This window comes from Alkalihalophilus pseudofirmus OF4, from assembly GCF_000005825.2.
Classification (GTDB): Bacteria; Bacillota; Bacilli; order Bacillales; family Bacillaceae_D; genus Alkalihalophilus; species Alkalihalophilus pseudofirmus.
Genome location: NC_013791.2, coordinates 2,619,353 through 2,642,348, shown reverse-complemented (window position 1 = coordinate 2,642,348; position 22,996 = coordinate 2,619,353). Strand labels below are relative to the sequence as shown.

The 22,996-nt window shown below is 39.6% G+C and carries 25 protein-coding genes; 13 read left to right on the top strand and 12 right to left on the bottom strand.

The genetic code is table 11. The features are described from left to right. Positions 1-3: 3 nt before the first annotated feature. The 3 genes from cls (at position 4) to pepF (ending at position 4,777) form a co-directional block, all read left to right on the top strand. Entirely contained in the window at positions 4-1,515 is a 1,512-nt protein-coding gene (cls, locus tag BPOF4_RS13460; protein ID WP_012959725.1) for a cardiolipin synthase, read from the top strand. 156 nt (positions 1,516-1,671) lie between these two features. Beyond that, positions 1,672-2,874: a competence protein CoiA gene (locus BPOF4_RS13455; protein ID WP_012959724.1), complete on the top strand. Its 1,203-nt coding sequence runs from the start codon at positions 1,672-1,674 to the stop codon at positions 2,872-2,874. A gap of 100 nt (positions 2,875-2,974) precedes the next feature. Continuing rightward, entirely contained in the window at positions 2,975-4,777 is a 1,803-nt protein-coding gene (pepF, locus tag BPOF4_RS13450; protein ID WP_012959723.1) for an oligoendopeptidase F, read from the top strand. A gap of 483 nt (positions 4,778-5,260) precedes the next feature. Here pepF and BPOF4_RS13445 read toward each other — a convergent pair whose 3' ends face one another. Together BPOF4_RS13445 and BPOF4_RS13440 are read right to left on the bottom strand one after the other, a co-directional pair. Beyond that, the gene (locus BPOF4_RS13445) at positions 5,261-6,178 is read right to left on the bottom strand and encodes a ClpXP adapter SpxH family protein (protein ID WP_012959722.1); all 918 of its coding nucleotides are present in this window, start codon (positions 6,176-6,178) and stop codon (positions 5,261-5,263) included. A 43-nt stretch (positions 6,179-6,221) separates the two neighbouring features. Next, the gene (locus tag BPOF4_RS13440; RefSeq protein ID WP_012959721.1) at positions 6,222-6,596 is read right to left on the bottom strand and encodes a globin domain-containing protein; all 375 of its coding nucleotides are present in this window, start codon (positions 6,594-6,596) and stop codon (positions 6,222-6,224) included. Between the two features lie 235 nt (positions 6,597-6,831). Between BPOF4_RS13440 and BPOF4_RS13435 the strand changes: the two genes are divergently transcribed. Further along, entirely contained in the window at positions 6,832-8,871 is a 2,040-nt protein-coding gene (locus BPOF4_RS13435) for a molybdopterin-dependent oxidoreductase (protein WP_012959720.1), read from the top strand. A 38-nt stretch (positions 8,872-8,909) separates the two neighbouring features. Here BPOF4_RS13435 and BPOF4_RS21235 read toward each other — a convergent pair whose 3' ends face one another. Beyond that, positions 8,910-9,620, bottom strand: a complete 711-nt coding sequence (locus tag BPOF4_RS21235; protein ID WP_012959719.1) for a lytic transglycosylase domain-containing protein — start codon at positions 9,618-9,620, stop codon at positions 8,910-8,912. Between the two features lie 63 nt (positions 9,621-9,683). Continuing rightward, positions 9,684-10,280 carry a CYTH domain-containing protein gene (locus tag BPOF4_RS13425; protein ID WP_012959718.1) on the bottom strand — a complete coding sequence of 199 codons (597 nt, stop codon included), beginning with the start codon at positions 10,278-10,280 and terminating at the stop codon, positions 9,684-9,686. A gap of 177 nt (positions 10,281-10,457) precedes the next feature. Between BPOF4_RS13425 and BPOF4_RS13420 the strand changes: the two genes are divergently transcribed. From BPOF4_RS13420 to BPOF4_RS13405, 4 genes are read left to right on the top strand one after another with little or no spacing between them, the layout of a single operon-like run. After that, on the top strand, positions 10,458-10,844 hold the full coding sequence (locus tag BPOF4_RS13420) for a UPF0738 family protein (RefSeq protein WP_012959717.1): 387 nt from the start codon (positions 10,458-10,460) through the stop codon (positions 10,842-10,844). Positions 10,845-10,865: 21 nt separating this feature from the next. After that, the gene (gene yjbM, locus BPOF4_RS13415) at positions 10,866-11,498 is read left to right on the top strand and encodes a GTP diphosphokinase (protein ID WP_031311579.1); all 633 of its coding nucleotides are present in this window, start codon (positions 10,866-10,868) and stop codon (positions 11,496-11,498) included. 23 nt (positions 11,499-11,521) lie between these two features. Then, positions 11,522-12,316, top strand: coding sequence for an NAD kinase (locus BPOF4_RS13410; protein ID WP_012959715.1), 795 nt, complete (start codon positions 11,522-11,524; stop codon positions 12,314-12,316). Beyond that, positions 12,309-13,277: an RluA family pseudouridine synthase gene (locus tag BPOF4_RS13405; protein WP_012959714.1), complete on the top strand. Its 969-nt coding sequence runs from the start codon at positions 12,309-12,311 to the stop codon at positions 13,275-13,277. Before BPOF4_RS13410 ends, BPOF4_RS13405 begins: the two co-directional genes overlap by 8 nt. A 51-nt stretch (positions 13,278-13,328) precedes the next feature. Here BPOF4_RS13405 and BPOF4_RS13400 read toward each other — a convergent pair whose 3' ends face one another. Next, positions 13,329-13,796 carry a hypothetical protein gene (locus tag BPOF4_RS13400; RefSeq protein ID WP_012959713.1) on the bottom strand — a complete coding sequence of 156 codons (468 nt, stop codon included), beginning with the start codon at positions 13,794-13,796 and terminating at the stop codon, positions 13,329-13,331. 47 nt (positions 13,797-13,843) lie between these two features. Beyond that, the gene (gene prpE / locus BPOF4_RS13395) at positions 13,844-14,581 is read right to left on the bottom strand and encodes a bis(5'-nucleosyl)-tetraphosphatase PrpE (RefSeq protein ID WP_012959712.1); all 738 of its coding nucleotides are present in this window, start codon (positions 14,579-14,581) and stop codon (positions 13,844-13,846) included. A 203-nt stretch (positions 14,582-14,784) separates the two neighbouring features. On the opposite strand from prpE, the gene BPOF4_RS13390 reads away from it, so the two are divergent. After that, positions 14,785-16,848, top strand: coding sequence for a cation:proton antiporter (locus tag BPOF4_RS13390; RefSeq protein ID WP_012959711.1), 2,064 nt, complete (start codon positions 14,785-14,787; stop codon positions 16,846-16,848). Between the two features lie 39 nt (positions 16,849-16,887). Here the strand turns inward: BPOF4_RS13390 and BPOF4_RS13385 are convergent, their stop codons facing one another. Further along, positions 16,888-17,328, bottom strand: a complete 441-nt coding sequence (locus BPOF4_RS13385) for a class F sortase (protein WP_012959710.1) — start codon at positions 17,326-17,328, stop codon at positions 16,888-16,890. Between the two features lie 169 nt (positions 17,329-17,497). After that, positions 17,498-18,319: a DUF4397 domain-containing protein gene (locus BPOF4_RS13380; RefSeq protein ID WP_012959709.1), complete on the bottom strand. Its 822-nt coding sequence runs from the start codon at positions 18,317-18,319 to the stop codon at positions 17,498-17,500. Between the two features lie 247 nt (positions 18,320-18,566). On the opposite strand from BPOF4_RS13380, the gene BPOF4_RS22470 reads away from it, so the two are divergent. Then, entirely contained in the window at positions 18,567-18,710 is a 144-nt protein-coding gene (locus tag BPOF4_RS22470; protein WP_012959708.1) for a hypothetical protein, read from the top strand. A 110-nt stretch (positions 18,711-18,820) separates the two neighbouring features. Further along, complete coding sequence (fabI, locus tag BPOF4_RS13375; RefSeq protein ID WP_031311576.1) at positions 18,821-19,597, top strand: enoyl-ACP reductase FabI; 777 nt, start codon at positions 18,821-18,823, stop codon at positions 19,595-19,597. Positions 19,598-19,654: 57 nt separating this feature from the next. On the opposite strand, the gene BPOF4_RS13370 is transcribed toward fabI, so the two are convergent. Further along, the gene (locus tag BPOF4_RS13370) at positions 19,655-20,095 is read right to left on the bottom strand and encodes a hypothetical protein (protein WP_012959706.1); all 441 of its coding nucleotides are present in this window, start codon (positions 20,093-20,095) and stop codon (positions 19,655-19,657) included. Between the two features lie 150 nt (positions 20,096-20,245). Between BPOF4_RS13370 and BPOF4_RS13365 the strand changes: the two genes are divergently transcribed. Beyond that, on the top strand, positions 20,246-20,605 hold the full coding sequence (locus BPOF4_RS13365) for a DUF1360 domain-containing protein (protein WP_012959705.1): 360 nt from the start codon (positions 20,246-20,248) through the stop codon (positions 20,603-20,605). 34 nt (positions 20,606-20,639) lie between these two features. Here BPOF4_RS13365 and BPOF4_RS13360 read toward each other — a convergent pair whose 3' ends face one another. Next, positions 20,640-21,332: a hypothetical protein gene (locus BPOF4_RS13360; RefSeq protein ID WP_012959704.1), complete on the bottom strand. Its 693-nt coding sequence runs from the start codon at positions 21,330-21,332 to the stop codon at positions 20,640-20,642. Between the two features lie 127 nt (positions 21,333-21,459). Beyond that, positions 21,460-22,113 carry a BMQ_0737 family morphogenetic spore coat protein gene (locus tag BPOF4_RS13355; RefSeq protein ID WP_012959703.1) on the bottom strand — a complete coding sequence of 218 codons (654 nt, stop codon included), beginning with the start codon at positions 22,111-22,113 and terminating at the stop codon, positions 21,460-21,462. A gap of 238 nt (positions 22,114-22,351) precedes the next feature. Between BPOF4_RS13355 and BPOF4_RS22800 the strand changes: the two genes are divergently transcribed. After that, on the top strand, positions 22,352-22,486 hold the full coding sequence (locus BPOF4_RS22800; protein ID WP_012959702.1) for a hypothetical protein: 135 nt from the start codon (positions 22,352-22,354) through the stop codon (positions 22,484-22,486). Positions 22,487-22,552: 66 nt separating this feature from the next. On the opposite strand, the gene BPOF4_RS13350 is transcribed toward BPOF4_RS22800, so the two are convergent. Continuing rightward, the gene (locus BPOF4_RS13350) at positions 22,553-22,966 is read right to left on the bottom strand and encodes a hypothetical protein (RefSeq protein ID WP_012959701.1); all 414 of its coding nucleotides are present in this window, start codon (positions 22,964-22,966) and stop codon (positions 22,553-22,555) included. Positions 22,967-22,996: the final 30 nt, after the last annotated feature.

The following is a 22,996-nucleotide window of genomic DNA, read 5'->3' as shown; positions in this document are numbered from 1 at the left end:
AAAATGAAAAACAGATTAAATGTTTTAGCTTTTTTTGCGCTATTATTTGCGGCCCTGTACATTTCAAGAGGTTTTCTGCAAAGCTGGATGGTAGGAACACTGAGCGTTGTGTTTACTCTATCCGTTATATTTATTGGCATTATTATTTTCTTTGAGAACAGACATCCTACAAAAACCCTTACTTGGCTTCTAGTGTTAGCGGCATTTCCAGTCGTCGGCTTTTTCTTTTATTTAATGTTTGGACAAAATCATAGAAAAAGTAAGCGGTTTTCTAAAAAAGCAATAGAAGATGAACGAGCCTTTCAAAAAATTGAGGGGCAGCGGCAGTTAAATGAAGAGCAGCTGAAGAAAATGGGAGGGCATCAACAATTATTGTTCCGCTTAGCTCATAAGTTAGGCAAAAACCCGATCTCCTTTTCAAGTGAAACGAAAGTATTAACAGATGGAAAGGAAACCTATGCTCATATCCTGCAAGCACTAAAAATGGCAGAACACCATATTCATCTTGAGTATTATATCGTTCGGCATGATGACCTTGGTAACCAAATTAAAGATATTTTAATTTCTAAAGCCAAGGAAGGAGTTCACGTACGTTTTTTATATGATGGGGTAGGGAGCTGGAAGCTTTCGAAGTCATATGTCGAAGAACTGCGGGATGCAGGAGTGGAAATGGTTTCGTTCTCACCTGTAAAATTACCTTTTTTAACTCATACGATTAATTATCGTAACCATCGCAAGATTATTGTCATCGATGGGGTAGTAGGATTTGTCGGTGGTTTAAATATCGGTGATGAATATCTAGGTAAAGATGCATACTTTGGTTATTGGAGAGATACACACTTGTATGTAAGAGGAGAAGCTGTTAGAACACTTCAGCTTATTTTCTTGCAGGACTGGCATTATCAGACAGGTGAAACGATTTTAAACCAAACGTATTTATCTCCTTCACTATCAATGACAAAGGGCGATGGCGGCGTTCAAATGATTGCAAGCGGGCCGGATACGAGGTGGGAAGTGAATAAGAAGCTATTCTTTTCAATGATCACTTCTGCAAAAAAATCGATTTGGATTGCAAGTCCGTATTTCATTCCAGATGATGATATTTTAAGTGCTTTAAAAATTGCCGCTTTAAGCGGGATTGATGTCCGAATCCTTGTCCCAAACCGTCCAGACAAGCGAATTGTTTTTCATGCCTCAAGGTCTTATTTCCCTGAGCTGCTTGAAGCAGGAGTAAAGGTTTACGAGTATAACCGTGGTTTTATGCACAGTAAAATAATTATTGTCGATCATGAGATAGCATCAATAGGCACATCTAATATGGATATGAGAAGTTTTCATTTAAACTTTGAGGTGAATGCCTATTTATATCGTACGAGCAGTGTGACAAAGCTTGTAAGTGATTATGTTTACGATCTCGAGCATTCTAACCAAATTAACTTTTCATTGTTTAAAAACCGACCATTTTTCCATCGGCTTATTGAATCAACCTCAAGGCTTTTATCACCATTATTGTAAACGTACAAATAAGTCATAAATCCCTCTTCTTATTATTAATTAAGAATGGGGATTTTTTATTTCAATTAAATGAATGATTTAATTATTTGAAATAAACAGGAGATCTAGAAGAAGAGGTCGAATAAATCCTTATCTTAGAATGGAGGTGTTCCTCAGTTGTTAACTGCAAAACTAAAAGATGGCTCAACTATTTCAATGTGTGATCAGTGGACCTATATCCAGTTAAAGGATATGAGAGAGGAAGTGAATTTTTATTGTCCCTGTTGTACAGCCGAACTGCTGCTCAAGATTGGCGACAAGAAACAATGGCATTTTGCTCACAAAAAAGGATCTTCATGTACTGTTCAAGGGGAGCCTGAATCCCTTTATCATTTGAGAGGGAAAAAGCAGCTGTATGAATGGATCAGAAAACAGGGCTATAAAGCTGCACTTGAAGTATATCTTCCGCTCATTAGACAAAGACCAGATGTGTTATTCAAAGTGAAAGATCAGCTTTATGCTATCGAATATCAATGTTCAGTTATTGAAGAGAGCCAAATACGAAAAAGGTCGAAAGGGTATGAGCAGCTTGGCATCATTCCTATTTGGATTTTTGGCGGCAATCGTTTAAAAAGGGTAGGTGCAAAGGTCTTTTCTATCCAATCGTTTGAATGGTATGCCAGTTCGATTCTACGTGATATCCCCTCTGTCATTCACTATTATTGTTCCGACCTTCAAAAATTTATCACTCTCACACACCCCGCTCCGATCTCTAAAATGAAACACGTAGCTCCCCTTCGTGAAGTTTCGAATCAGGACTTTTTACTATCCCACTTATTGCATATGCCAGAGCCAATTTCATCATTTAATGAGAACTGGATAGAGGTCAAAAAGAAATGGCGCTATGCTAAAATATATCCTTACCCCACCCCAACCGATCGATTTTTTCATCAATTATTGTATCATCACCGTATCCCGCCTTCTTTGTTTCCCATAGAGGCTGGATGGCCCACTCCTTCTTATTCCTTGATTGAAACCTCTCCTCATATTTGGCAGACGTATTTATTGTATGCCTGTCTTCTTCAAAAGCCAATTCACCACCCTATTACGTTTCGTTCTATTCATTCATGCTTTCTTAAAAAGGAAGGGAAACGTTGGCTGAAAATGAGGTCTTTTTATCAGCCAGTCTATTTAGAAGAAACGCTAGCTGGGTATCTCACATTTTTAACGGAAGCAGGCTTTCTGCAGGTAATCTCTGAGCAGCCCAAAACGTATATGAGGCTTAGGGATGCTGTAATTCCCACTACTGTAGAGGAAGCGAACCAGCTTGATCATAAACTATTGCATCAATCCCGTAAAAACTTAAATATGGATAGTTAATAAAGAAAGGAAAATTCTCCTTGATGACGAATACTATAAGTTGGGAAGGAATGATTTCACACCTTCTCTTTTTGAGTGATCATATTTGGAGGGATTAATCTTGGCTAAACAACGTTTAAAAAGAACTGAGGTACCTGAAGCTTCAAAATGGGACCTAGAAGCTATTTTTGCGACAGATAAAGAGTGGGAAGAAGAGTTTTCTGCTGTAAAATCTCTTTACCCGCAAATGACCGCATATAAAGGGAAACTAGGAGAATCAGCTGACAGTCTATACGAAGCACTTCAAAAGCAAGATGAGATCAGCGAGCGCTTAAACAGACTATATACTTATGCTCATATGCGCAATGATGAAGATACAACAAATTCACTCTATCAAGGGCTGCATGACAGAGCAATGAGCCTAAGTGCACAAGTTGCACAATCTGTAGCATATTTAACTCCTGAACTGCTAGAGCTTGATGAGAAAATAATCAAGCAATTTATTAATGAACACGAGGGATTAAACAGATATGAGCACATGTTGGAAGAATTATATAAAGAAAAGCCGCATGTGTTATCTGAAGCAGAAGAGGCAATCTTAGCTCAAGCGAGTGAAGCGCTTCAAAGTCCTGGGCAGACGTTTGGTATGTTAAACAATGCAGACTTAACATTTCCGACAATAAAGGATGAAGATGGTGAAGATGTAGAGATTACTCATGGCAGATTTATATCTTTACTTGAGTCAAAAGACCGTAAAGTGAGAGAAAATGCATTTAAAGCCGTTTATAATACATATGGGCAGTTTAAAAATACCTTTGCTCAAACATTGAGCGGCCAAGTGAAAAAAGATTTATTCTTTGCAAATGTACGGAAGTACCGCTCGGCTAGGGAGGCAGCATTAAGTCAAAATCATATCCCAGAGGTGGTATATGACCAGTTAGTAGAAACGATTAATAAAAATATTCACTTGCTGCATCGATATGTGAAGCTGCGCAAAAAAGTACTAGGCGTTGAAGAGCTGCATATGTATGACTTGTATACGCCGTTAGTAGAAGGCAGCAAGGTCAAAGTTTCTTATGAAGAGGCTAAAGATCTTGTAATCCAAGGGGTCGAGCCGCTTGGAGAAGAATACGTGAACGTCTTAAAAGAAGGTTTTACTAAACGCTGGGTCGACGTAGAAGAAACGGTTGGTAAGCGCAGCGGGGCTTATTCTTCAGGTGCTTACGGAACGATGCCCTACATTTTAATGAACTGGCAGGATAACATCGATAACTTATTTACATTAGCTCATGAATTTGGCCATAGTATGCACAGCTACTATACTCGTAAGCATCAGCCTTATGTCTATGGGGATTACACTATTTTTGTCGCTGAAGTTGCTTCGACGTTAAATGAATCATTATTAAATGATTACTTAGTTAAAACGACAACAGATAAACAACAAAAACTGTACCTGTTAAATCATTTTCTAGAAGGATTTAGAGGGACAGTGTTCAGGCAGACAATGTTTGCTGAGTTTGAGCAAAAAATTCATGAACTGTCTGCTGACGGGGAGGCTTTGACCCCTGAATTGTTAACAACAACCTATTATGAATTAAACAAGAAATATTTCGGTGAAGAAATGGTTGTAGATGAAGAGATTGGTTTAGAATGGGCACGTATCCCTCATTTCTATTACAATTTCTATGTCTATCAGTATGCAACGGGCTACAGTGCTGCAGCAGCTCTTTCAAAGCAGATATTAGAAGAAGGGGAGCCAGCGGTTGATCGTTACTTATCCTTCTTAAAAGCAGGGAGCTCTAATTTCCCAATCGAGGTGCTGAAGGAAGCTGGTGTAGACATGACGTCTAAAGAGCCAATTGAAGAAGCGCTCCGTTTATTTGAAGAAACACTTGATGAAATGGAACGTTTATTAAAAGCATAGGTAAATGTATACATTGTAAGGAGGCCCCGCGTTGACTATAAACGCGAGGCCTTTTTGATATAAGCTATCTGTACCCCTTAAATCGGTTTTGTTTCAATGGAGGACTAATGGTAAATATAATAGAAAGAAACAATAGTGGAGCTGCAACAAACAGTGGGAACATACTCATTAGGGATAAGATGTAAAAATAAAAGGCAATGATGATTAAAATGAGCCCGATAAAGCGCTTTGCCTTGGTCAATGTCAATCTTCCTTTCATTAGGAAATAGTCATCTTAAGTCAGTAGGTATGTAATATATATATGAGGGTAAGGTCTGTTTAAGACAAGTTTTTACACATATGACGATATGATGAACGATGCAGAATCAATATTGTCTTACCTTGATTCATTTGATATTCTATACATGTGAAACACATCACATTCTCTCCCCCATAGAGGATGAAAAGAGCGCCTCATATTGAGACGCTCTTTTATCAACTCTTTTAGCTGCCGATATACCTCCAAAAGGTTCCGTATTTCACCGGCACGGCTTCTACTTTTTGCTGAAGTTTTAACAATTTTAATTGCTTTTCAGCTTCTTCAGGAGCTAAATCAAACACCACCGCTACTTCAATTGTCGCCACGAAATTATATCTCTTAAGGAACTCTTCGATCGAAATAGGCTCGGCTTTTTCCGGTGTATAGCCTAGGAGTTCTTCAATCATTTGAACGTAGATGTGATAAGGATACAAGCCTGTAATACTTAAACCTTCTTCGTCTACATTATTATTGAAGAAAACAAAGGTCGGAACCACTTCAACGCCCATCTCATTTGTTGTTTTTATATCACATTGAAGAGCCTTCTTTGCAAGTGGTGACTCAAGGTCTTTCTTAAATTCTTCTAAATCTAAATGAGCAGATTCGGCACAATTCATAATGATCTCATCTTCGGTAATGTTTTTTTTCTCCAAAAACAAATACTCTCTTAATTTACGCAAAAAGCGTGAACCTGCGTGCGGCCCTTGTAGTTCCGCAGCTTTAATGGCAATGGATGCTTTATATGGAGAAGACCATTCATGTTCTAACCATACATCCCCATCACATGACATCCCGGTTTCATGAGCAATTTTTTCCCAAACCTTAGCTATTTCACTCTTTTTGGCTAAGCCTTTTTTTGTTTCTTGGCAGAAATTCCATGCTTGTAATCGACCAGCGACTAGAAATCGAATTTTGAAATAAGCCCCGTACTCAACTTGGAGCTTTTTTAATATCGGTTCAAACGCCCAGCATTCTGCGCATAGCGGATCAATAAAAGTATATATTTCCAGCGGCTTACGTTTTGTTTGCAAGGGGTGTTCAGGATCCAGACCACATATGCCGTGTTCGTTATCACAAGATGAATGGAGCTCTTTTGGTTTCAATGGTCATTCTCCTTTCTTAAAAGCTTTATCATTGTAGGAAGCTCTATTTATTAACCATATGATGAGCAGTCATCGTCAGTCTTTCCATCATGTATTCACGTATAAGACCTTCTACATTCACAGTGTCCATTGCTTTATTCATACAAGACAACCATGCTTCTGCTTCGTTTTTAGATATAGGAAATGGCATATGTCTTGCTCGTAACATAGGATGTCCATGCTCTTCTGTATAAAGGGAAGGACCTCCTAAAAATTGAGTCAGAAATTGTTTTTGTTTACGGGCCGTTTCCGTTAAATCCTTTGGAAATAAGGGGGCTAGGTCCGGATGATTAGCTACGTATGAATAAAACGTATCGACCAACTCTGAAAGAACGGCTTCTCCGCCGAGGGCTTCATAGGGTGTCATTTGGTTTGACATGTATCTCGCTCCTTAACACACAGCCAGTACACTCTTAAGGTGAGAGCTAGTATAATTAATATAAAAGAGTAGCTGTATAATTTGACCTATCTTTACCTTACTGTTTGTGATTATAATTGCTCAATCATTACTGTTTCATATTGTAGCAACCTCAAACAACTTCGGCAAATAATCTGTTTGCTATTAACAGTATAGAATAGCCTTTAGCTTTTTAAAAAGAAGGGGAGCGGTTCTTTTGAATCATCCGAAAGTTATGAACATGACCAAGTTACATACAGTATGTCCTCATAATTGTCCTGATACTTGCGGTCTGACCGTAGGTGTTCGACAAGGTGTTGTGCAACATGTCACCGGACAAGCGAGCCGCCCTGTTACAAAAGGAGTCATTTGTGAAAAGGTAAGACATTATCCTAAAAAGATCTATTCAGAAAAAAGGCTGAAAAAACCGCTCAAAAGAATAGGGGAAAAAGGGGAAGGAAAGTTTGCAGAGATAAGTTGGAGTCAAGCAATAGCAGAGATCTCAACAGAGCTTTTAAACGTGAAAAAGAGATACGGAGGGAGGAGCATCCTGCCGTATAGTTACAGCGGTACGATTGGAGTCATTCAAAATGCCAGCATGGACCGGCGCTTCTTTAATCGTCTTAATTCGGCAATGATTGATCGTACGATATGTTCAGCTGCAGGTAATGCTGCTTTTTTGTATACGATGGGTGCACAAGTCGGTTTAGATCCTGAAGATACTGTCCATTCATCTCTCATCATTATTTGGGGAGCGAATACACTGCTAACAAATATCCATCAATGGCTGCTAATAGAAGAAGCGAGAAAAAAGGGAGCGAAAGTTATTGTAATTGATGTAGAGCGGACAGAAACTGCTAAAAAAGCAGATCAATATATTGAAGTGGCTCCTGGAACTGACGGTGTGCTTGCTTTAGGTTTGATTCATGTTTTATTTGAACAGGAGCTGGTTAATCAGACATTTATCCGCCGTCATACAATAGGTGTAGATCATTTGAAAGAAGAAGCTTTGGCATACACCCCTGAATATGTAGAAGAAATGACTGGTGTTAAAGCAGAAGTGCTTAAGCAATTAGCTATTAAGTATGCTGCACATAAAGCTTCCTTCATCCGTATTGGCAATGGGCAGCAGCACCATACAAACGGAGGAATGAATACACGGGCGATTTTATGTTTGCCAGCGTTGACCGGTGCATGGCAGCATCGGGGCGGGGGAGCGATCTTTTTTAATTTAAGTCAAGGCAGGGTGAATTCAAAAGCACTTGAGCGGCCCGATCTTCGGACAGAAAAAGCAAAGCTTATTAATATGAATAGTCTTGGTGAGGCATTGGCGGCACGAAAGGACCCTGTTAAAGCATTGTTTGTCTATAATAGTAATCCAGCTTCAGTGAATCAAGATCAGATGACTGTTTTAAAAGGGTTAAAAAGAAAAGATTTATTTACAGTTGTGCATGAGCAAACGATGACTGAAACGGCCATGTATGCAGATTATGTACTACCTGCAACAACAGCGATGGAGCATCTAGACTTATATAAATCCTACTGGCATCGCTACTGGCAAATAGGGAAACCGGTCATTAAGCCTCTAGGAGAAGCGGTTTGTAATACGGAATTATTTAGAAGACTGGCGGATGCATGTGGTTTTAAAGAAGAGTGTTTTTTAGAAGACGATGATTCCCTTATCCGACAGGCCATAATAGACAAGCCCAAACACTGGCAAGAAGATCTGTTAGCAGGGAAGACTGTGAAATGGCCTTTAGAAGATGTAGATGATGTGGAACCTTGGACGGCGGGAGATTACCTTACTCCATCTGGTAAAATTGAATTTTATTCAGAACAAATGAAACAACACGGCTTACCACCTGTCCCTTCCATCAATAAATTGATGAAAAGGGGGGAGGATGAATGGTGGCTTTTATCCTCACCGCATCGAAGGGGTTTAAATAGTCAATTTCTATCAAGTTTTTATGACGAGGGGGAAGAAGAGCCTCTTGCCGTTATTCACCCGAAAACAGCAGGGAAATGTAAAATTGTTGAGCACGACACGGTTTCGCTGTTTAATCGAAATGGGTCCATTGAGGTGAAGGTGAAAGTTGACGATCGTGTAGCTGAATCGGTCATCATGATTAGAGGGGTATGGCCGCATAAAGCATTTGGCGGGAAGAATACAAATGCTTTAACTACGAATAAACTTTCCGATTTTGGCGGCGGAGCGACCTATTTCACTACATTGGTAAAAATAAAGAAGAAACAGTAAAAAAACACCCCCCTTATAAGGATGAAAGGGGGGTGTACTCATGCATTTAGATACGTATTATACACTTTTGGGACGTAATTTTGGGTTTCTTTGAATGGCGGGATGCCATTATAACGGTCAACATTTCCTGGTCCTGCGTTGTATGCCGCAAGAGCAAGTTTCACGTCTCCTTTATATTTATCAAGCATTTGACGTAAGTATTTAGTTCCGCCCTCAATATTTTGTTTAGGATCTAACATATTATCTACCTTAAGCATACGGGCAGTAGCTGGCATCAGCTGCATTAAACCAGTCGCTCCTACATGACTTCTAGCAGATGGGTTAAAGTTAGACTCGTGTTTAATCACAGCATAAATTAACTTTGAGTCTACATTGTATTTTTTTGCTGCAGCTTCAATAAAGGAGGCAAATGGGGCGCTGTTGTTTAATGGCTTTGAATATTGATGCTCTTGTGAATGAACCTTATCCCCTTTGCTCGTTCGGCTTTGAACCTGACTAGCTTGATCAGATACACTTGATTGTTGCATCTGCAAAAATAAATAACGGTCTCTTAATGAGGGGTTCATAAATAAGTCTTGGTTTCTACCTATCGAAGTACCCACCATCGAATTGCTTATTTCATTTGTATTCTCTTGCTGTAAGAAGGCAGCAAAGAGAGGGCGTAAAGAAGCGGCTTGAGTCGTCGTGTCCTGAGTCACATTTCTTATAAAAGGCTGCGTGTTGACAGAGTTTAAAAATGAGAAATCCATAAGGTTACCTCCGTAACAGATTTAACCTAACTTTACCAAATATTTCACTAGGCAACAATTAGTTTATGATGATAATTGTTGTTTTCTGTCAAAGAAACGCTCAACTTTATTCGGTGTAGGGGCTTGGGAGAGGTTGGCGCTCGTTAATAGGTTTTCTATTACGCTTTGTGCATGCGATAAAGTACTGCCTTCAAATTCAACTTCATAATCTACTTGATCTAAGTAGGTACTTTTATCAAAGCACAAAATGCCGTTCTCATATTCTCCTTCGATCCGGCTTGTTGTCAATGTACCTAAGTAGGTTAATGAATCTACGTTAACACCCAGCTGCATGAGTTGCTCACACACCTCACCTGAAGGAAGTTCTCCTGTATTAATAGCATGCTCTGCTTCATTTAAAGAGAGCATCTGATGGGTTTCAAGTAAGCCTTCTTGTTCGGGTTTATTGTTCGGTTCTTTTAAAGTCAGCGTATAGTTCCCTTCTTTCTCTCGAATTCGAAGGGCAGATCTTTTACTTTTAAGAATAAAGTCAGCTGTTTCAAAGTAATGATTTTTTTGAGTAACAGCATGTTCAACAGAGTAGTTTACTTTTTGGATTAAATGGTGGAAAGCCTGTTCTGTAACTAATGATTTTACTTCAATTTCAATTTCTTGCGACATATCGGCTCACGTCCTTATATTTTGAGATTTTCTCATTATCTCACAGCTCTGTTGTCCACTCAATACAGATCTTAATTCCCTTGTGCTTCTAATAGGAATGAACATAAGTGTGTGGTAAACTTGTGTGGTAAACTATTGAAGATAAATACTCTATGAATGTGAATGTTGGAGGGTACTATGAAGAAGTTGAACGTATTAGAAATTACAAAAAATAGTGAGGGGTATGCTGCAGCGTGTGAGCATACATTTACTCAGGATGAAATCAAGGGAATCAAAGCCGGAGAGAGAATGCTGGTTGATTCTGATGGGTTAGCACTTATATACATAATAGAAGACGATGAGCAGTTTTACTATGTATCTTTTGGTCAAAATACATGGCCTATGCTCGATGAAGCGTATAAGACAGAGACCCCGCTTATTTTAGAATTTGATTCTAATCATACACTTGAATTAGTGCAGCTGCATGCAGAACTAGATTTTCTTTTGGAGAATATTGAAGGAAACAGCAATTATGGTGAAGAATTAGAGACCGCTGTTTGTGAAGTGTTTAAAAAGACTGTTTAGTATTGGACGGATGGTGATTGAATGAGTGACTGGGGAACTTTTTTAATGCCTTATAAGCAAGCGGTTGAAGAGTTGAAAGTGAAATTAAAAGGGTTGCGCGAACAATATCAGCGATCTTCTAATCATACACCGATTGAATTTGTTACTGGGCGAGTCAAGCCTATCTCTAGCATTGTAGATAAGGCAAAACGAAAAAATATTCCTTTAAATGAACTTGAGGATAAAATGCAGGATCTTGCGGGAGTTCGTATTGTTACACAATTTGTGGAAGATATTGAAACAGTTATAAAGTTAATCCGCACACGCACAGACTTTGACATCATAGAAGAACGGGATTATGTGGTGGAAAAGAAACCAAGCGGATATCGTTCGTATCATTTAGTGCTCCGTTATCCTGTCCAGACAATTGAAGGCGAGAAGAAAGTATTAGTAGAGCTTCAAGTCCGCACGCTTGCAATGAACTTTTGGGCAACGATTGAACATTCTCTTAATTATAAGTACAGCGGAGAAATTCCAGAAGATATAAAGATGAGGTTAATGCGTGCGGCCGAAGCTGCCTTTAAGCTCGATGAGGAAATGTCGATTATACGTGATGAGGTAAGAGATGCTCAGGAAATATTTATTCAAAAACAAGAGCAAGGCAGAAAGCTATAGGAGCAGGAAGGGATGAGGACCATATGAAATTTACTGTCACTTCACGTGGTGATGATCTATCTAACACATTACAACAGCGAATCAAACGATATTTGTTAGATTTTGGATTAGTATATGATGAAGAAACTCCTGAGATGGTTGTAACAGTGGGCGGAGATGGTACCTTGCTTCAAGCTTTTCACGACTACAGTGAACGTCTTGAAGATACTGCTTTTGTAGGAATCCATACAGGCCATTTAGGATTTTATGCAGACTGGGTGCCAGATGAGGTGGAAAAGCTTGTGATTCACATCGCTAAGACTCCTTATCAAATTGTTGAATACCCGCTGCTTGAAGTCGTCATTAGGCATGAGGGCGAAGGGAAGTCTGAGCGCCATCTTGCATTAAATGAATGTACGGTTAAAAGCTTAGAAGGTTCTCTTGTAAGTAATGTACAAATTAAAGGAGATACATTTGAGGTCTTCCGCGGTGATGGGTTATGTATTTCAACCCCATCTGGAAGTACAGCTTACAATAAAGCTCTTGGCGGTGCTATTTTGCACCCTTCTCTTGCTTCCATTCAAATAGCTGAAATGGCTTCGATTAACAACAGGGTATACCGGACAGTAGGCTCACCGCTTGTCTTGCCGCAGCATCATACCTGTTTGTTAAAGCCATTAAATAATGTTGATGTTCAAGTAACGATTGATCACTATACACTTGATCACAAAAGAGTGAAGTCGATTCAATGCCGGGTTGCCGAAGAGAAGATCAGGTTCGCTAGATTTAGACCGTTCCCATTTTGGAAACGGGTAAAGGATTCATTTATCGGTGAGTAACATGTCTCAAAGTGAAAGCATGTCTTGTAAAATAGAGTGGGTTGTACCAGCGAATGTTGTTTCTTCAAACGCTTGTTCTTCAATCAATGAGGGAATTAATGAGGGAATCCTCCTTAGAACGTTTTTGAGAGACGTTATTGGAATTTCTAAGAAATCGCTAGCTGACATAAAATTTAAGGGTGGAAAAATTCTAGTTAATCAGAAGGAAGTCACGGTTCGAACAACAATATTCAGTGGGGACAGAGTGGAAGTGTATGTGCCGCCTGAGCCTAAAAATGAATCACTGAGGCCTGAATGCATCCCCCTGGATATTCACTATGAAGATGACCACCTTTTAGTGATAAATAAGCCGCAGGGAATGCCTACCATTCCATCTAGAGAGCATCCAAGTCGTACGCTTGCTAATGCCGTTATGGGGTACTATGAAAGCCATCATATTCCCTTTACCTTTCATGCTGTTAACCGGCTGGATCGTGATACTTCAGGCCTTTTAGTTGTAGCTAAACATGGGTTAGCTCATGATCAGTTGTCTAAAGGACAAAGGGCTGGTAAGCTGAAACGATATTACCTGGCTTTAGCTGAAGGCTTTGTTCAACCGAGAGAAGGAACGATTCACGCTCCCATTAAAAGAAGGCCCTCAAGTATTATTGAGCGGATGGTTGCAGCTGATGGTCAAGAGGCGATTACTCATTATAAAGTAATCAATGATAATCAAGCTTATTCTGAAGTAGAGATTAATCTTGAAACGGGCCGAACTCATCAAATTCGTGTACACTTTGCTCACTTAGGGCACCCGTTACTTGGGGATGATCTTTACGGGGGCAGTATAGAATTGTTGGCAAGACAAGCTCTCCATTGCCAAAGAGTTGAATTGATTCATCCGTTTACAGGGAAGCATCTTCATTTTTCTGCTCCACTCCCTAAAGATTTGATTGAAGTTAAAGACAAACTCATAAAATAAAGCGAAAAGCATCCTAAGAATCCTTTTGCTAGGACCCCTAGGATGCTTTTTTTATTCTGTAGTCACTTGGTTTACAGTCATTCGTGCAAGTTCCGTTTCAGATTCGTCTAACACAGCTACTTCAATCAATCCCTGTAATTCATCGATCGGCTCTTCAACTTGATAAGCGAAGGATTCAGAAATAAAATAACTTCCATTCGGTTTTATATTGAATGTTTCAAGGTTTCCTTCACGGTCCATGAATGCGAAAGGAGATTCTTGGTCTAGTTGGTCTAAAAGATTTTCATCATTTATATGAAACTGAACACTTAATGGCCCTGAAGGAATAGCAGTAGGATTTTCAAAACGCGTATAAATTGTGAGCAATGATCGTTCCTCATCCACAATTAAACGAGTCGCTTCTTCATCAATTATCACTTCTAAAGACGGACCGCAGCCGGATAATAGGAAGATAAGCAATAGGAAGAACCATTTCACTTTGGACTTTATTTCTAGCTTCATTTTCATTTGTGCTTTCAATCTTTTCCAACTTCCTTTCTAATTTAATCAGTGATGACTATATAAGTTTAAGTAAATGAACGGAACTTTTCTTCGACATACGGCATAGAAGAAGGTACTTGTACTGTCGTCATTTCAGGGTACCTTAAAGCGGTTAACTTGCCCCCGAATACACAGCCTGTGTCAATATTTACTGTGTGATTCAAAAAGCGCGGCTCTTTGACTGGCGTATGCCCATAGACTACAACTGCACGTCCATTATAACTTTTTGACCAATCTCTTCTAACAGGAGTGCCATCAGGGTTTGTTTCACCTGTAATATCACCATACAATACAAATGTCTTGACCCGTTTATTTGTTTGGCCAATATCCTTGGCTTGAATCCCGGCATGAGCAATAACAAGGTTTCCGCTATCCAAAACGTGGTATAGAGGGGACTTCTCAACAAGAAAAAGAAACATTTTTCGGATTTGGCTGTATTCTTCTTTTGATACGTTATTTAATTCTGCAACGGTTGTCTCTAAACCATGTTTTTGCTGGACATTTCTACCTAGAAAGAATCTATACAGTTTATCACAGTGATTACCAGGTACATAATACGCTTGGTCATCTTTCACTAAGCTATAAACTAATTTTATGACCTTTAGTGAATGAGGACCCCTGTCTGTGAGGTCTCCTACAAAAGCAAGTTTTCGTCCGTGTGGATGGGCAAAGCTTGTATTAGATTTTTGATATCCTAATTTTTTAAGCAGTAATACCAATTCTTCATAACACCCGTGCACATCGCCAATACAATCTATGTTCAAAGATTTCACTCCTTAATAATCATTTTAAGACATGAAAGAATACATGCATTTTAGCATAAATCCTTCCATACGAGATAAGGATATACAAACTATCTCTATTTCAATAAAAAATGTAAGGGTATACATTTTAGCTCTTCGTTGACAATGAAGAGATGCTTTCTTTAAGATGGTTAGGATAAATAAAAATAAAAGGTGTGCTGATTTTGTTTGAACAACCCGTGACGAATCCCGTCCTTATTTTTGCTATTGCTATGGTTGTCTTTTTAATTGCCCCGTTAATCATGGCGAAATTGCGTATTCCTGGAATTATAGGTTTAATCTTAGCCGGGGTCATTATTGGTCCTAATGGTCTTGGGATGCTTGATCGCGACCCAACCATTGTATTACTTGGAACAGTTGGACTTCTGTATATTATCTTTATTGCAGGTCTTGAGATTGATTTAGATGGATTTAAAAAATATCGTACAAGAAGCTTGTTTTTCGGTTCTATGTCATTTACTATCCCGTTTATACTTGGAACCATTATTGTTTACCTGCTTGGTTATTCTACAGCCGCCGCCATCTTACTTGGCTCGCTGTTAGGTTCACATACGCTGCTGGCCTATCCTATTGCCAGCCGTATTGGGATAACGAAGAATAAATCGGTAACGACCACTGTTGGCGGGACGATTATGACGGATACTTTAGCCCTTCTTATCTTAGCGGTAGTGGCAGGCTCTACTCAAGGTGAACTAACAGCTAATTTCTGGTTTATCCTGCTCGTATCTCTTGCACTTTATGTAGCTGCGGTACTAATATTAGTACCGATTGTAGCTAAATTTTTCTTCCGTACATTGAGCAGTGAAGGAGCACTTGAATTTATCTTTGTAATGACGGTTCTGTTTGTATCAGCTTATTTTGCGACAATAGCAGGGTTAGAACCTATTATAGGGGCATTCCTTGCTGGTCTTGCGTTAAACAGATTTATTTCTGAGCAGGGTACATTGATGAATCGAATCAAATTTGTAGGTAATGCTTTATTTATTCCATTCTTCTTATTATCAGTTGGAATGCTGATGGATATAAGTATATTATTGTCGGACCCGTCTGCATGGCTTATGGCAGCTGTTGTTGTGACACTTGTTATTAGCGGTAAATTTTTAGCTGCATGGATTGCAGGTAAAATCTATCACTATTCGTCCGACGAAATTAAGCTGATGTTTGGATTATCGATTCCGCAGGCAGCTGCAACATTAGCTGCGACATTAGTCGGTTATGACCTTGGCTTGTTTAATCAGGCTACTGTAAATGCAGTGATCGTCATGATCTTAGTGACATGTATGATCGGTCCATATATGGTTGAAGTATATGCCCGCAAGATTGCTCTAAAGGAAGAGCAGCGGCCGTATGAGCCGTCAGAGGCACCGCAAAGAGTGCTAGTGCCGGTAGCCAATCCAAAAACGATGGAATCCCTGCTTGAGCTTGCTTTTATTATTAGAGGGAATTCACCTGAGCCACTATATACATTATCCGTTGCCCAGGGGCGCGGGGAAGAGGCTCCTGAGAAAATCATTCAAGCAGAGAAAACTCTTAGTAAAGCGGTAAGCTATGCCGCTGGCGCTGAGGTGCCTATGCAGATGTTAACACGCGTGGATCCGAATATTACTTCAGGTATGATCCGGGCTATGCAAGAGTCTAGGATCACTACAGCCGTTATAGGGTGGAATGGTAAACTATCGACCCCGCAGCGGATGTTTGGAGGGATATTAGATCAATTGCTTGAAAGAACGAACCAAATGATTTTAGTGTCTAAGCTGGGTCACCCTTTAAATACGACGAAAAGACTTGTCGTTATTATTCCTTCAGGTTTTGACCATAAAAGGGCCGCGTATGAGTCCATTCGTACAGCTAAGCAGCTTGCAAGTCAAATAGGAGCGATCATTACTGTTTATGTGATTCATGATGAGACAAAAAGCTATGAGAAGATGTTTGACAAGGTGAAACCTGATGTACAACTTCAAGTGATCGGTGTTCCTACATGGAATGAATTACACCACTCCTTTATGCCGCAGCTGCGTAAAGATGATCTAGTTGCTGTATTAAGTGCAAGACGAGGTACTCTTGCATGGCATCCGCAGTTAGAGCGGCTGCCTCGAGTGCTTGCTGTAGCGAAGCCAGAGAGCTTTATTATGATTTATCCACCAGATAGGGAACCGGTTGATTTGCGTGGATCTAGAGGAACAGATGTACCCAGAACAATGTTATCTAATAAATCTTACGAAGAATAAGAAGAAAGAAGCTAGGCCGATTCAAGGCCTAGCTTCTTATTATTGACTAACAAGTTCAGTTGTCACGACTAACCTTTCGCGGTGTGTCCGCTCTACTCTGTCAAATTCACCTGTACACGTAATCAAGTTTAAACGCTTAGCAGAAGTGTAACCGAAGATTTGATCGATTGGAGCGTCATCGTACGGATAAATTTCCATACTTGTCACTTTAAATTCGAGTGTCTGGCCTTCTTGGTCGGTTACATACACTTGATCGCCAACCTCTAACTGATTGAGATGAAAGAATATGGCTGGACCAGTTCTTGAGTCCACATGACCTGCAAGTACTGCACTACCTTGACTGCCGGGTTTGGCCCCCGGTTGAAACCAGCCCACTTCAAATGGGTCGTCCGGAATCTCCATTTGCCGCTCGTCATTCAATCCGACCTCTAAAACGTCAGCTTCGATCTCGATCTTTGGAATAGAGATGGATGCCGGCACAATCCCTGATTGGTGTTGTATGGCTGACGGTTTTACTTTCTCTTGTGTGGCCGCTTGATTGAGAGCAGGTGAATCGTTCGTTGTAAGAGCGGGAGGTGGCTCAGCAGCTATATCAGTCTGCTTGCACCCGCTAACAATGAACGTGCTGAGAGCAACAATGATTAGTAAATTACGCTTCTTGTTTACGACGAATGTTAAGAAAAAAGACAGCTGCCCCGAGTGCTAGTGCTCCTGCAAATAAAATTGGCATGAAGCTAGTGTTGTTTTGTGCACCGCCCATCCCTGTAGCAGGCATTTCAGCTGGCATCGCTTCGTGTGACATGTCACTTAATACAATGACATCAAGTCCAGGTTCTCCATCAGCAAATCCTACTGCAAATACACTGTAAAGCATGTCTGCTTTAAGTTCAGTCGCTGGAAGCTCAAGCACAACATCTTCTGTTCCTGCAACTCTGATTTCAAGATCAAATGTAGCAGGTGCTGTTTCTAAATAATCAGTAACAGCTTTAAAAGGTGCATCTTCGAACAATACATCCCCGCCTGCTACTGCTACATCTACATTTGGCGCATCAGGAGAAAAGTGTCCAACTCGTACTTTCGTTTGTCCCGATGTAGTCATTTGTTCGTCATTAATAATAGAAAGCTCAAGATTTTCAACCGTATTAACAGCGGCTACTGTGTAAGCTTCTCCGCCTTCAACAGATAGTGTAGCAGAGAGCACTGGTTCTTCTTCTTCAACCGTACCAGCAGCAAAGATTTCTACCTCATGATCTCCTGATGGAACATGAAGGTAATCAGTTGCCGCTTTGAAATCGGCCCCTTCCACAACAACATCTCCATTTAATACAACATCTACAGCTGGTGCATCAGGCGAGGCGTGTACAACACGAACTTTCGCTTCATCATCCCCATGGTCGGCAGCCAGTCCTGCACCTCCAAATGATAAGGTTAGGGCCCCGACTAATGATAAAATGAATCCTTTTTTCAACATAAAATCATCTCCTCGTGTTTGATTATTTTTGTATGATAATTACTGTTTTGAAAGCCTTCCAACAAAAAAGTCACCTCCTTATACAAAGTGTTTAAGTTTTGTTGTACTAATGTACAGTTAAAGTTTAGCTTTATTCCGTTGAAATTGTCAAAACATTAGCTATACTAATTCGAGAAAATAAGACGATAGACCTAATTTGTATAATGTTCTCTAATTGGGAATGTTAGAAGAGAAGGAGGGATGACCTATGGAGCCGCTTATAATATGTCCTAAATGTCATAATAAGAAAGAAATTAGACATTTACTAACTGCTCAGTCAAATCAAAACATCATCTATGAATGCCCGGACTGTGCATTTATCTTACGAAATATAGAAACAAAGAAGGGATAAGATCTCAATTTGTTGAAAGAGATATTAAGGTAGTACCAAGTAGTGGAGAGGTATGATATAATAATTAGTACTTGGTACTAATAACTACCTATAACGGAGGAGATTAAATGATTCAGTTGTCATTAAAAGATCGTACATATGTTGTAATGGGTGTGGCAAACAAAAGAAGTATCGCGTGGGGAATTGCTCAGTCACTCGCAAGTGCAGGAGCTAGATTAATATTTACATATGCTGGTGAAAGACTTGAGAAAAACGTGCGCAGTTTGATGGACACACTGGACCGTGAAGATCATTTAATTCTGCCGTGTGATGTTACGGATGATGCGGCAATAGACCAAACGTTTTCTAAGATTAAAGAAGAAGTAGGCACAATCCACGGTATTGCTCACTGTATCGCTTTTGCCAATAAAGAAGAGTTAGAAGGAGAGTACTTAAACACAACTCGTGATGGGTTTCTCCTTGCTCAAAACATCAGTGCATACTCTTTAACTGCTGTAGCGAAAGCAGCGCGTCCGCTATTGTCTGAGGGTGGAAGTATTGTGACGTTAACATACTTAGGCGGAGAAAGAGTTGTTCGCAACTATAATGTTATGGGTGTAGCAAAAGCTTCTCTAGATGCAAGTGTGAAATACCTAGCGAATGATTTAGGAAAGGAAAATATTCGTGTTAATGCAATCTCAGCTGGTCCGATTCGTACGTTAGCAGCTAAAGGAATTGGCGGTTTTAATGATGTTTTAAAAGAGATTGAAGAACGTGCCCCATTACGTAGAACTACAACACAAGAAGAAGTAGGGGACACAGCATTATTTTTAATGAGTGATCTTTCTCGTGGGATAACGGGAGAACTTCTACATGTAGATAGCGGGTATAATACATTATCCCTTTAAGAACATAACTAATCAAAAAAAGCAAGCACCTGTTTATGGTGCTTGCTTTTTTGTTAATTAACGAGGTCCGGGAGATTGGCTGCCAAAGCCTCCTTGGCCTGATTGCTGACCATAAAAACCTCCCTGACCACCGATTCCCCAGAACCACCAAGGGAAAAACGGAGGTCTAGGACGTGGTGGTCTTGGTTGTGGCCCTGGACCAGGGCCTTGATGTGGGCGTGGTGGGATCGGCCCGTAATATGGAGCAATTCCAACTAAATCACTGTTATGAACTTGAATAAACTGAGGCTGATAGTAAGGAGCCTGATAAATGAACATAGAAACCATTCCATTACGCCGGTTAAAGTCAGTCACATACGCAATGACTTGGCCGTATCCTGGGATAGATGTTGTGATCCACTGATTTACATATTGATCAATAACGGATGGGGGGAGAAATTGCACAGATGGCTGCTGACGATAAATGTCATCTTGATGGTGATCATAATAGTAATGCATAGTAGCTCTCCTCTCAAGCTATGTTTTCAAAGTCTATATGGTAGCCTATGTTTATTTGTAAAATGGGTGTTTGTCTTTAAGACAATTTTAATGTCACTACAGCTTTTTCTGCGTATGTATAAGTAAAGAAGAGATGCAGGGGGCAGAGAGATGGAGAATTATATAGTATCATTATTTGAATTTTTTTTACTTTCTTTTGCTGTCTTCAGGTTTACTCATTTAATCGTATTGGATGAAATTACAGACTTTATTAGAAAACCTTTTACGGCAGTGGTAGAAGAGATAGATGAAAACGGGGAAGTCTATCAATATATTGAAGGGAAAGGCAGCGGTATACAAAAATGGATCGGAAACTTATTAAATTGTTATTGGTGCTTTGGGGTTTGGGCCTCCATTTTGTTATATGCAGGTTTTGTTTTGTTTCCGGTCATTTTCACTCCCGTTATATATGTTTTAGCTATAGCAGGAGTGGCTGCACTTATTGAAACCTTCGTTAAACAAATGACCTAAAAAGACAGCTGCGTCATCAGCTGTCTTTTGGCCTTCAGGAAAGTTTACATGAAATGGAATTTATTGCAGCCTGGCCTTCAGGAATTTCCCTGCAAATGACATATCCTCGTACGGTTATTTCATCCTCTACATGTTTTTTAGAGATCTGAAGTTCTAATGGAGAAAAAGAAAGAGACTGGTTTATTTCTAATTGAACGTTTGAAACAGGCTTCAACCAATAGAGTCCACTTTTTCTTGCTTCCTGCAGGGAACTGCCTTCTGTAAACTCCCATGTTAGATAATCGTCTGAAATGATGTATTGTTCAGTTTGAGAAACAGGTCGATAATTGATTTTTCCAGTTAGGTTACAGGCAGCAGAAGGGCTGATTTCAAGGCAGATAACAGGCTCATGAAGAGCAGCGCTTCCTGTATTCGTGATGGTGTAGCTGCCGATAATCGTAATGGGATCTTCTTCATTGGTTTTGGGTATAAGAATCGAGTAAGAAAAAAAACTGCTGCATCCTGCTGATAGTTGACTGGCCTCGTGAGTAATAGGTGGAGGAATCGAACGTTCAGCTTCCTGTATTTTTTCTGTTAAAGAGGTGACGGTTTCCTTTAGATCTTGGATCTGCTTTTCTTGTTTAGCTACGTTGCTTTTAATTCTTTTGATTTCTTCAGTGCAATAAGTCATCTTTAGTTTATCTTGATGAGAATATAGCTTTGGGGTAGGTGATGAAAAATTTGTCATGACCATCACTCCTTAAGTCCAGAATTTCCTTTTATATCTTTATGTACACACCTATAAATCATGCGGAAGAATAAAGAAAACCGAGCAACAGTTAGTCAACTGTTTGCTCGATTCTAAGGTAATGGCATTAGCACTTAGGTTTTTTACCTGGGAAAACATGTGGACATTGTTTTGGTTCTTTTAAAGGCTCACACACCATGACATCACTAATTGGGAACTCATCACGAGGGTTGCAATATGATGCTTCTACTTCAAGTTTCACAAAATCTGTCACTTGAACGTCTAAGCAGAAATCTGCACTAAGTGTAAGAGTTGGCGTATTATTACAACAGAAAAACTCAGCGTCAGCCATACCATCTAGGACCGTCGCATCTACGCATGTTCCTTTTGGTGCGCATAAATAGAAGGTTTCAATAGTGCAGAAATCGATTGGATCTTCTGTACTGCATACTTTTGAATCCCCATCTAAAATCTTAACTTTCACTTTAAATGTTACAAGGATTCTAACTTTATGCAGTGTAACTGTTTCACCGTTAATAGTCACTTTCATTTTTTCTCTGCCGCCAGACTGAGGAAGCTCTTTTGCCTGAACATCGAATACTTTTACATCAGCAGTGAAATCTGTACCAAAGCATCCGTCCGTATCGCATAGATCCATTGGACAATCTGTTAACTTAAAGAATTGCTTTCCACTATAAGTCTCTGAAACATTAACTGGACGAATAACCCAGTCAAATACTTTCTTTGCATTAATACACACATTGTGTTTTTTATGACTCATCAGTATACCTCCTATTTTTTCACCTTATTACCACAAAGAAGATGGTAACTAGGTTTTCAGACTACTGTATAGTATGACAGCCCGCCAAAATTGTGTTTATTTATAAGCGTAAATTCGAAAAAGGGCGTTTGTGTAAGTCAGCAAAAAGCTGAATAGAGAGATTCTTATAAACAAGCTTAAAGAATAAGCGAATCTTTCACTCCTTTCATAGTCTATAAAAGGAAAGGGGGAGAGTGCGATGAAACAACGTCCAAAGTCATCTGCTTCTTTTAATGCAAAGCCAAAGCCATCTTCAAAAGCAGCGTTCGGTAAGAAAACCATAAAAAAGTCCTCAACTAAAAAAAGTAAAGGCTGTTGCGGCAGAGCGAAGTAACAAGTGAAATAAATTGTTTGGAAAATAAATAAAGCCAGCTGAGCCTGTCAGCTGGCTTTATTTCCATTATTCATTTTCTTCTTTATGATTCATTAAACTGCGGTGAAACCAATTTCGTTCAATGGTCATTTCACCTTGATTTTCAACGAGTTCTGGGTGGTCCTCTGTATTCTCCTGATTAACAAATGAAGATCTGGTTGAATAAGGTCCAGTGCTTTCGTACCTTGCGATTTTTTCTTCTGCTAGTGCAAGTTTTTTAGTTAGCTCGCTAACCTTGTTCTCAAGATCAAATGAGTTTGCGTACTGTTTTTTTAGCTGCTTATTTTCTGCCTGCAGTTGATCAATTAAACTATAATGATAGTCATTTTGGTATTTATTGACGATTTGTTTGTATTTCGCTAATTCTGATTCCGTGTAAATTAGTCGTTGCTGTAGTTGAACAGGAGTAAGCTTTGATTTAGAGATTAGATGCTTTTGCATGACATACACCTCCAGCTTATTGGATCTCTA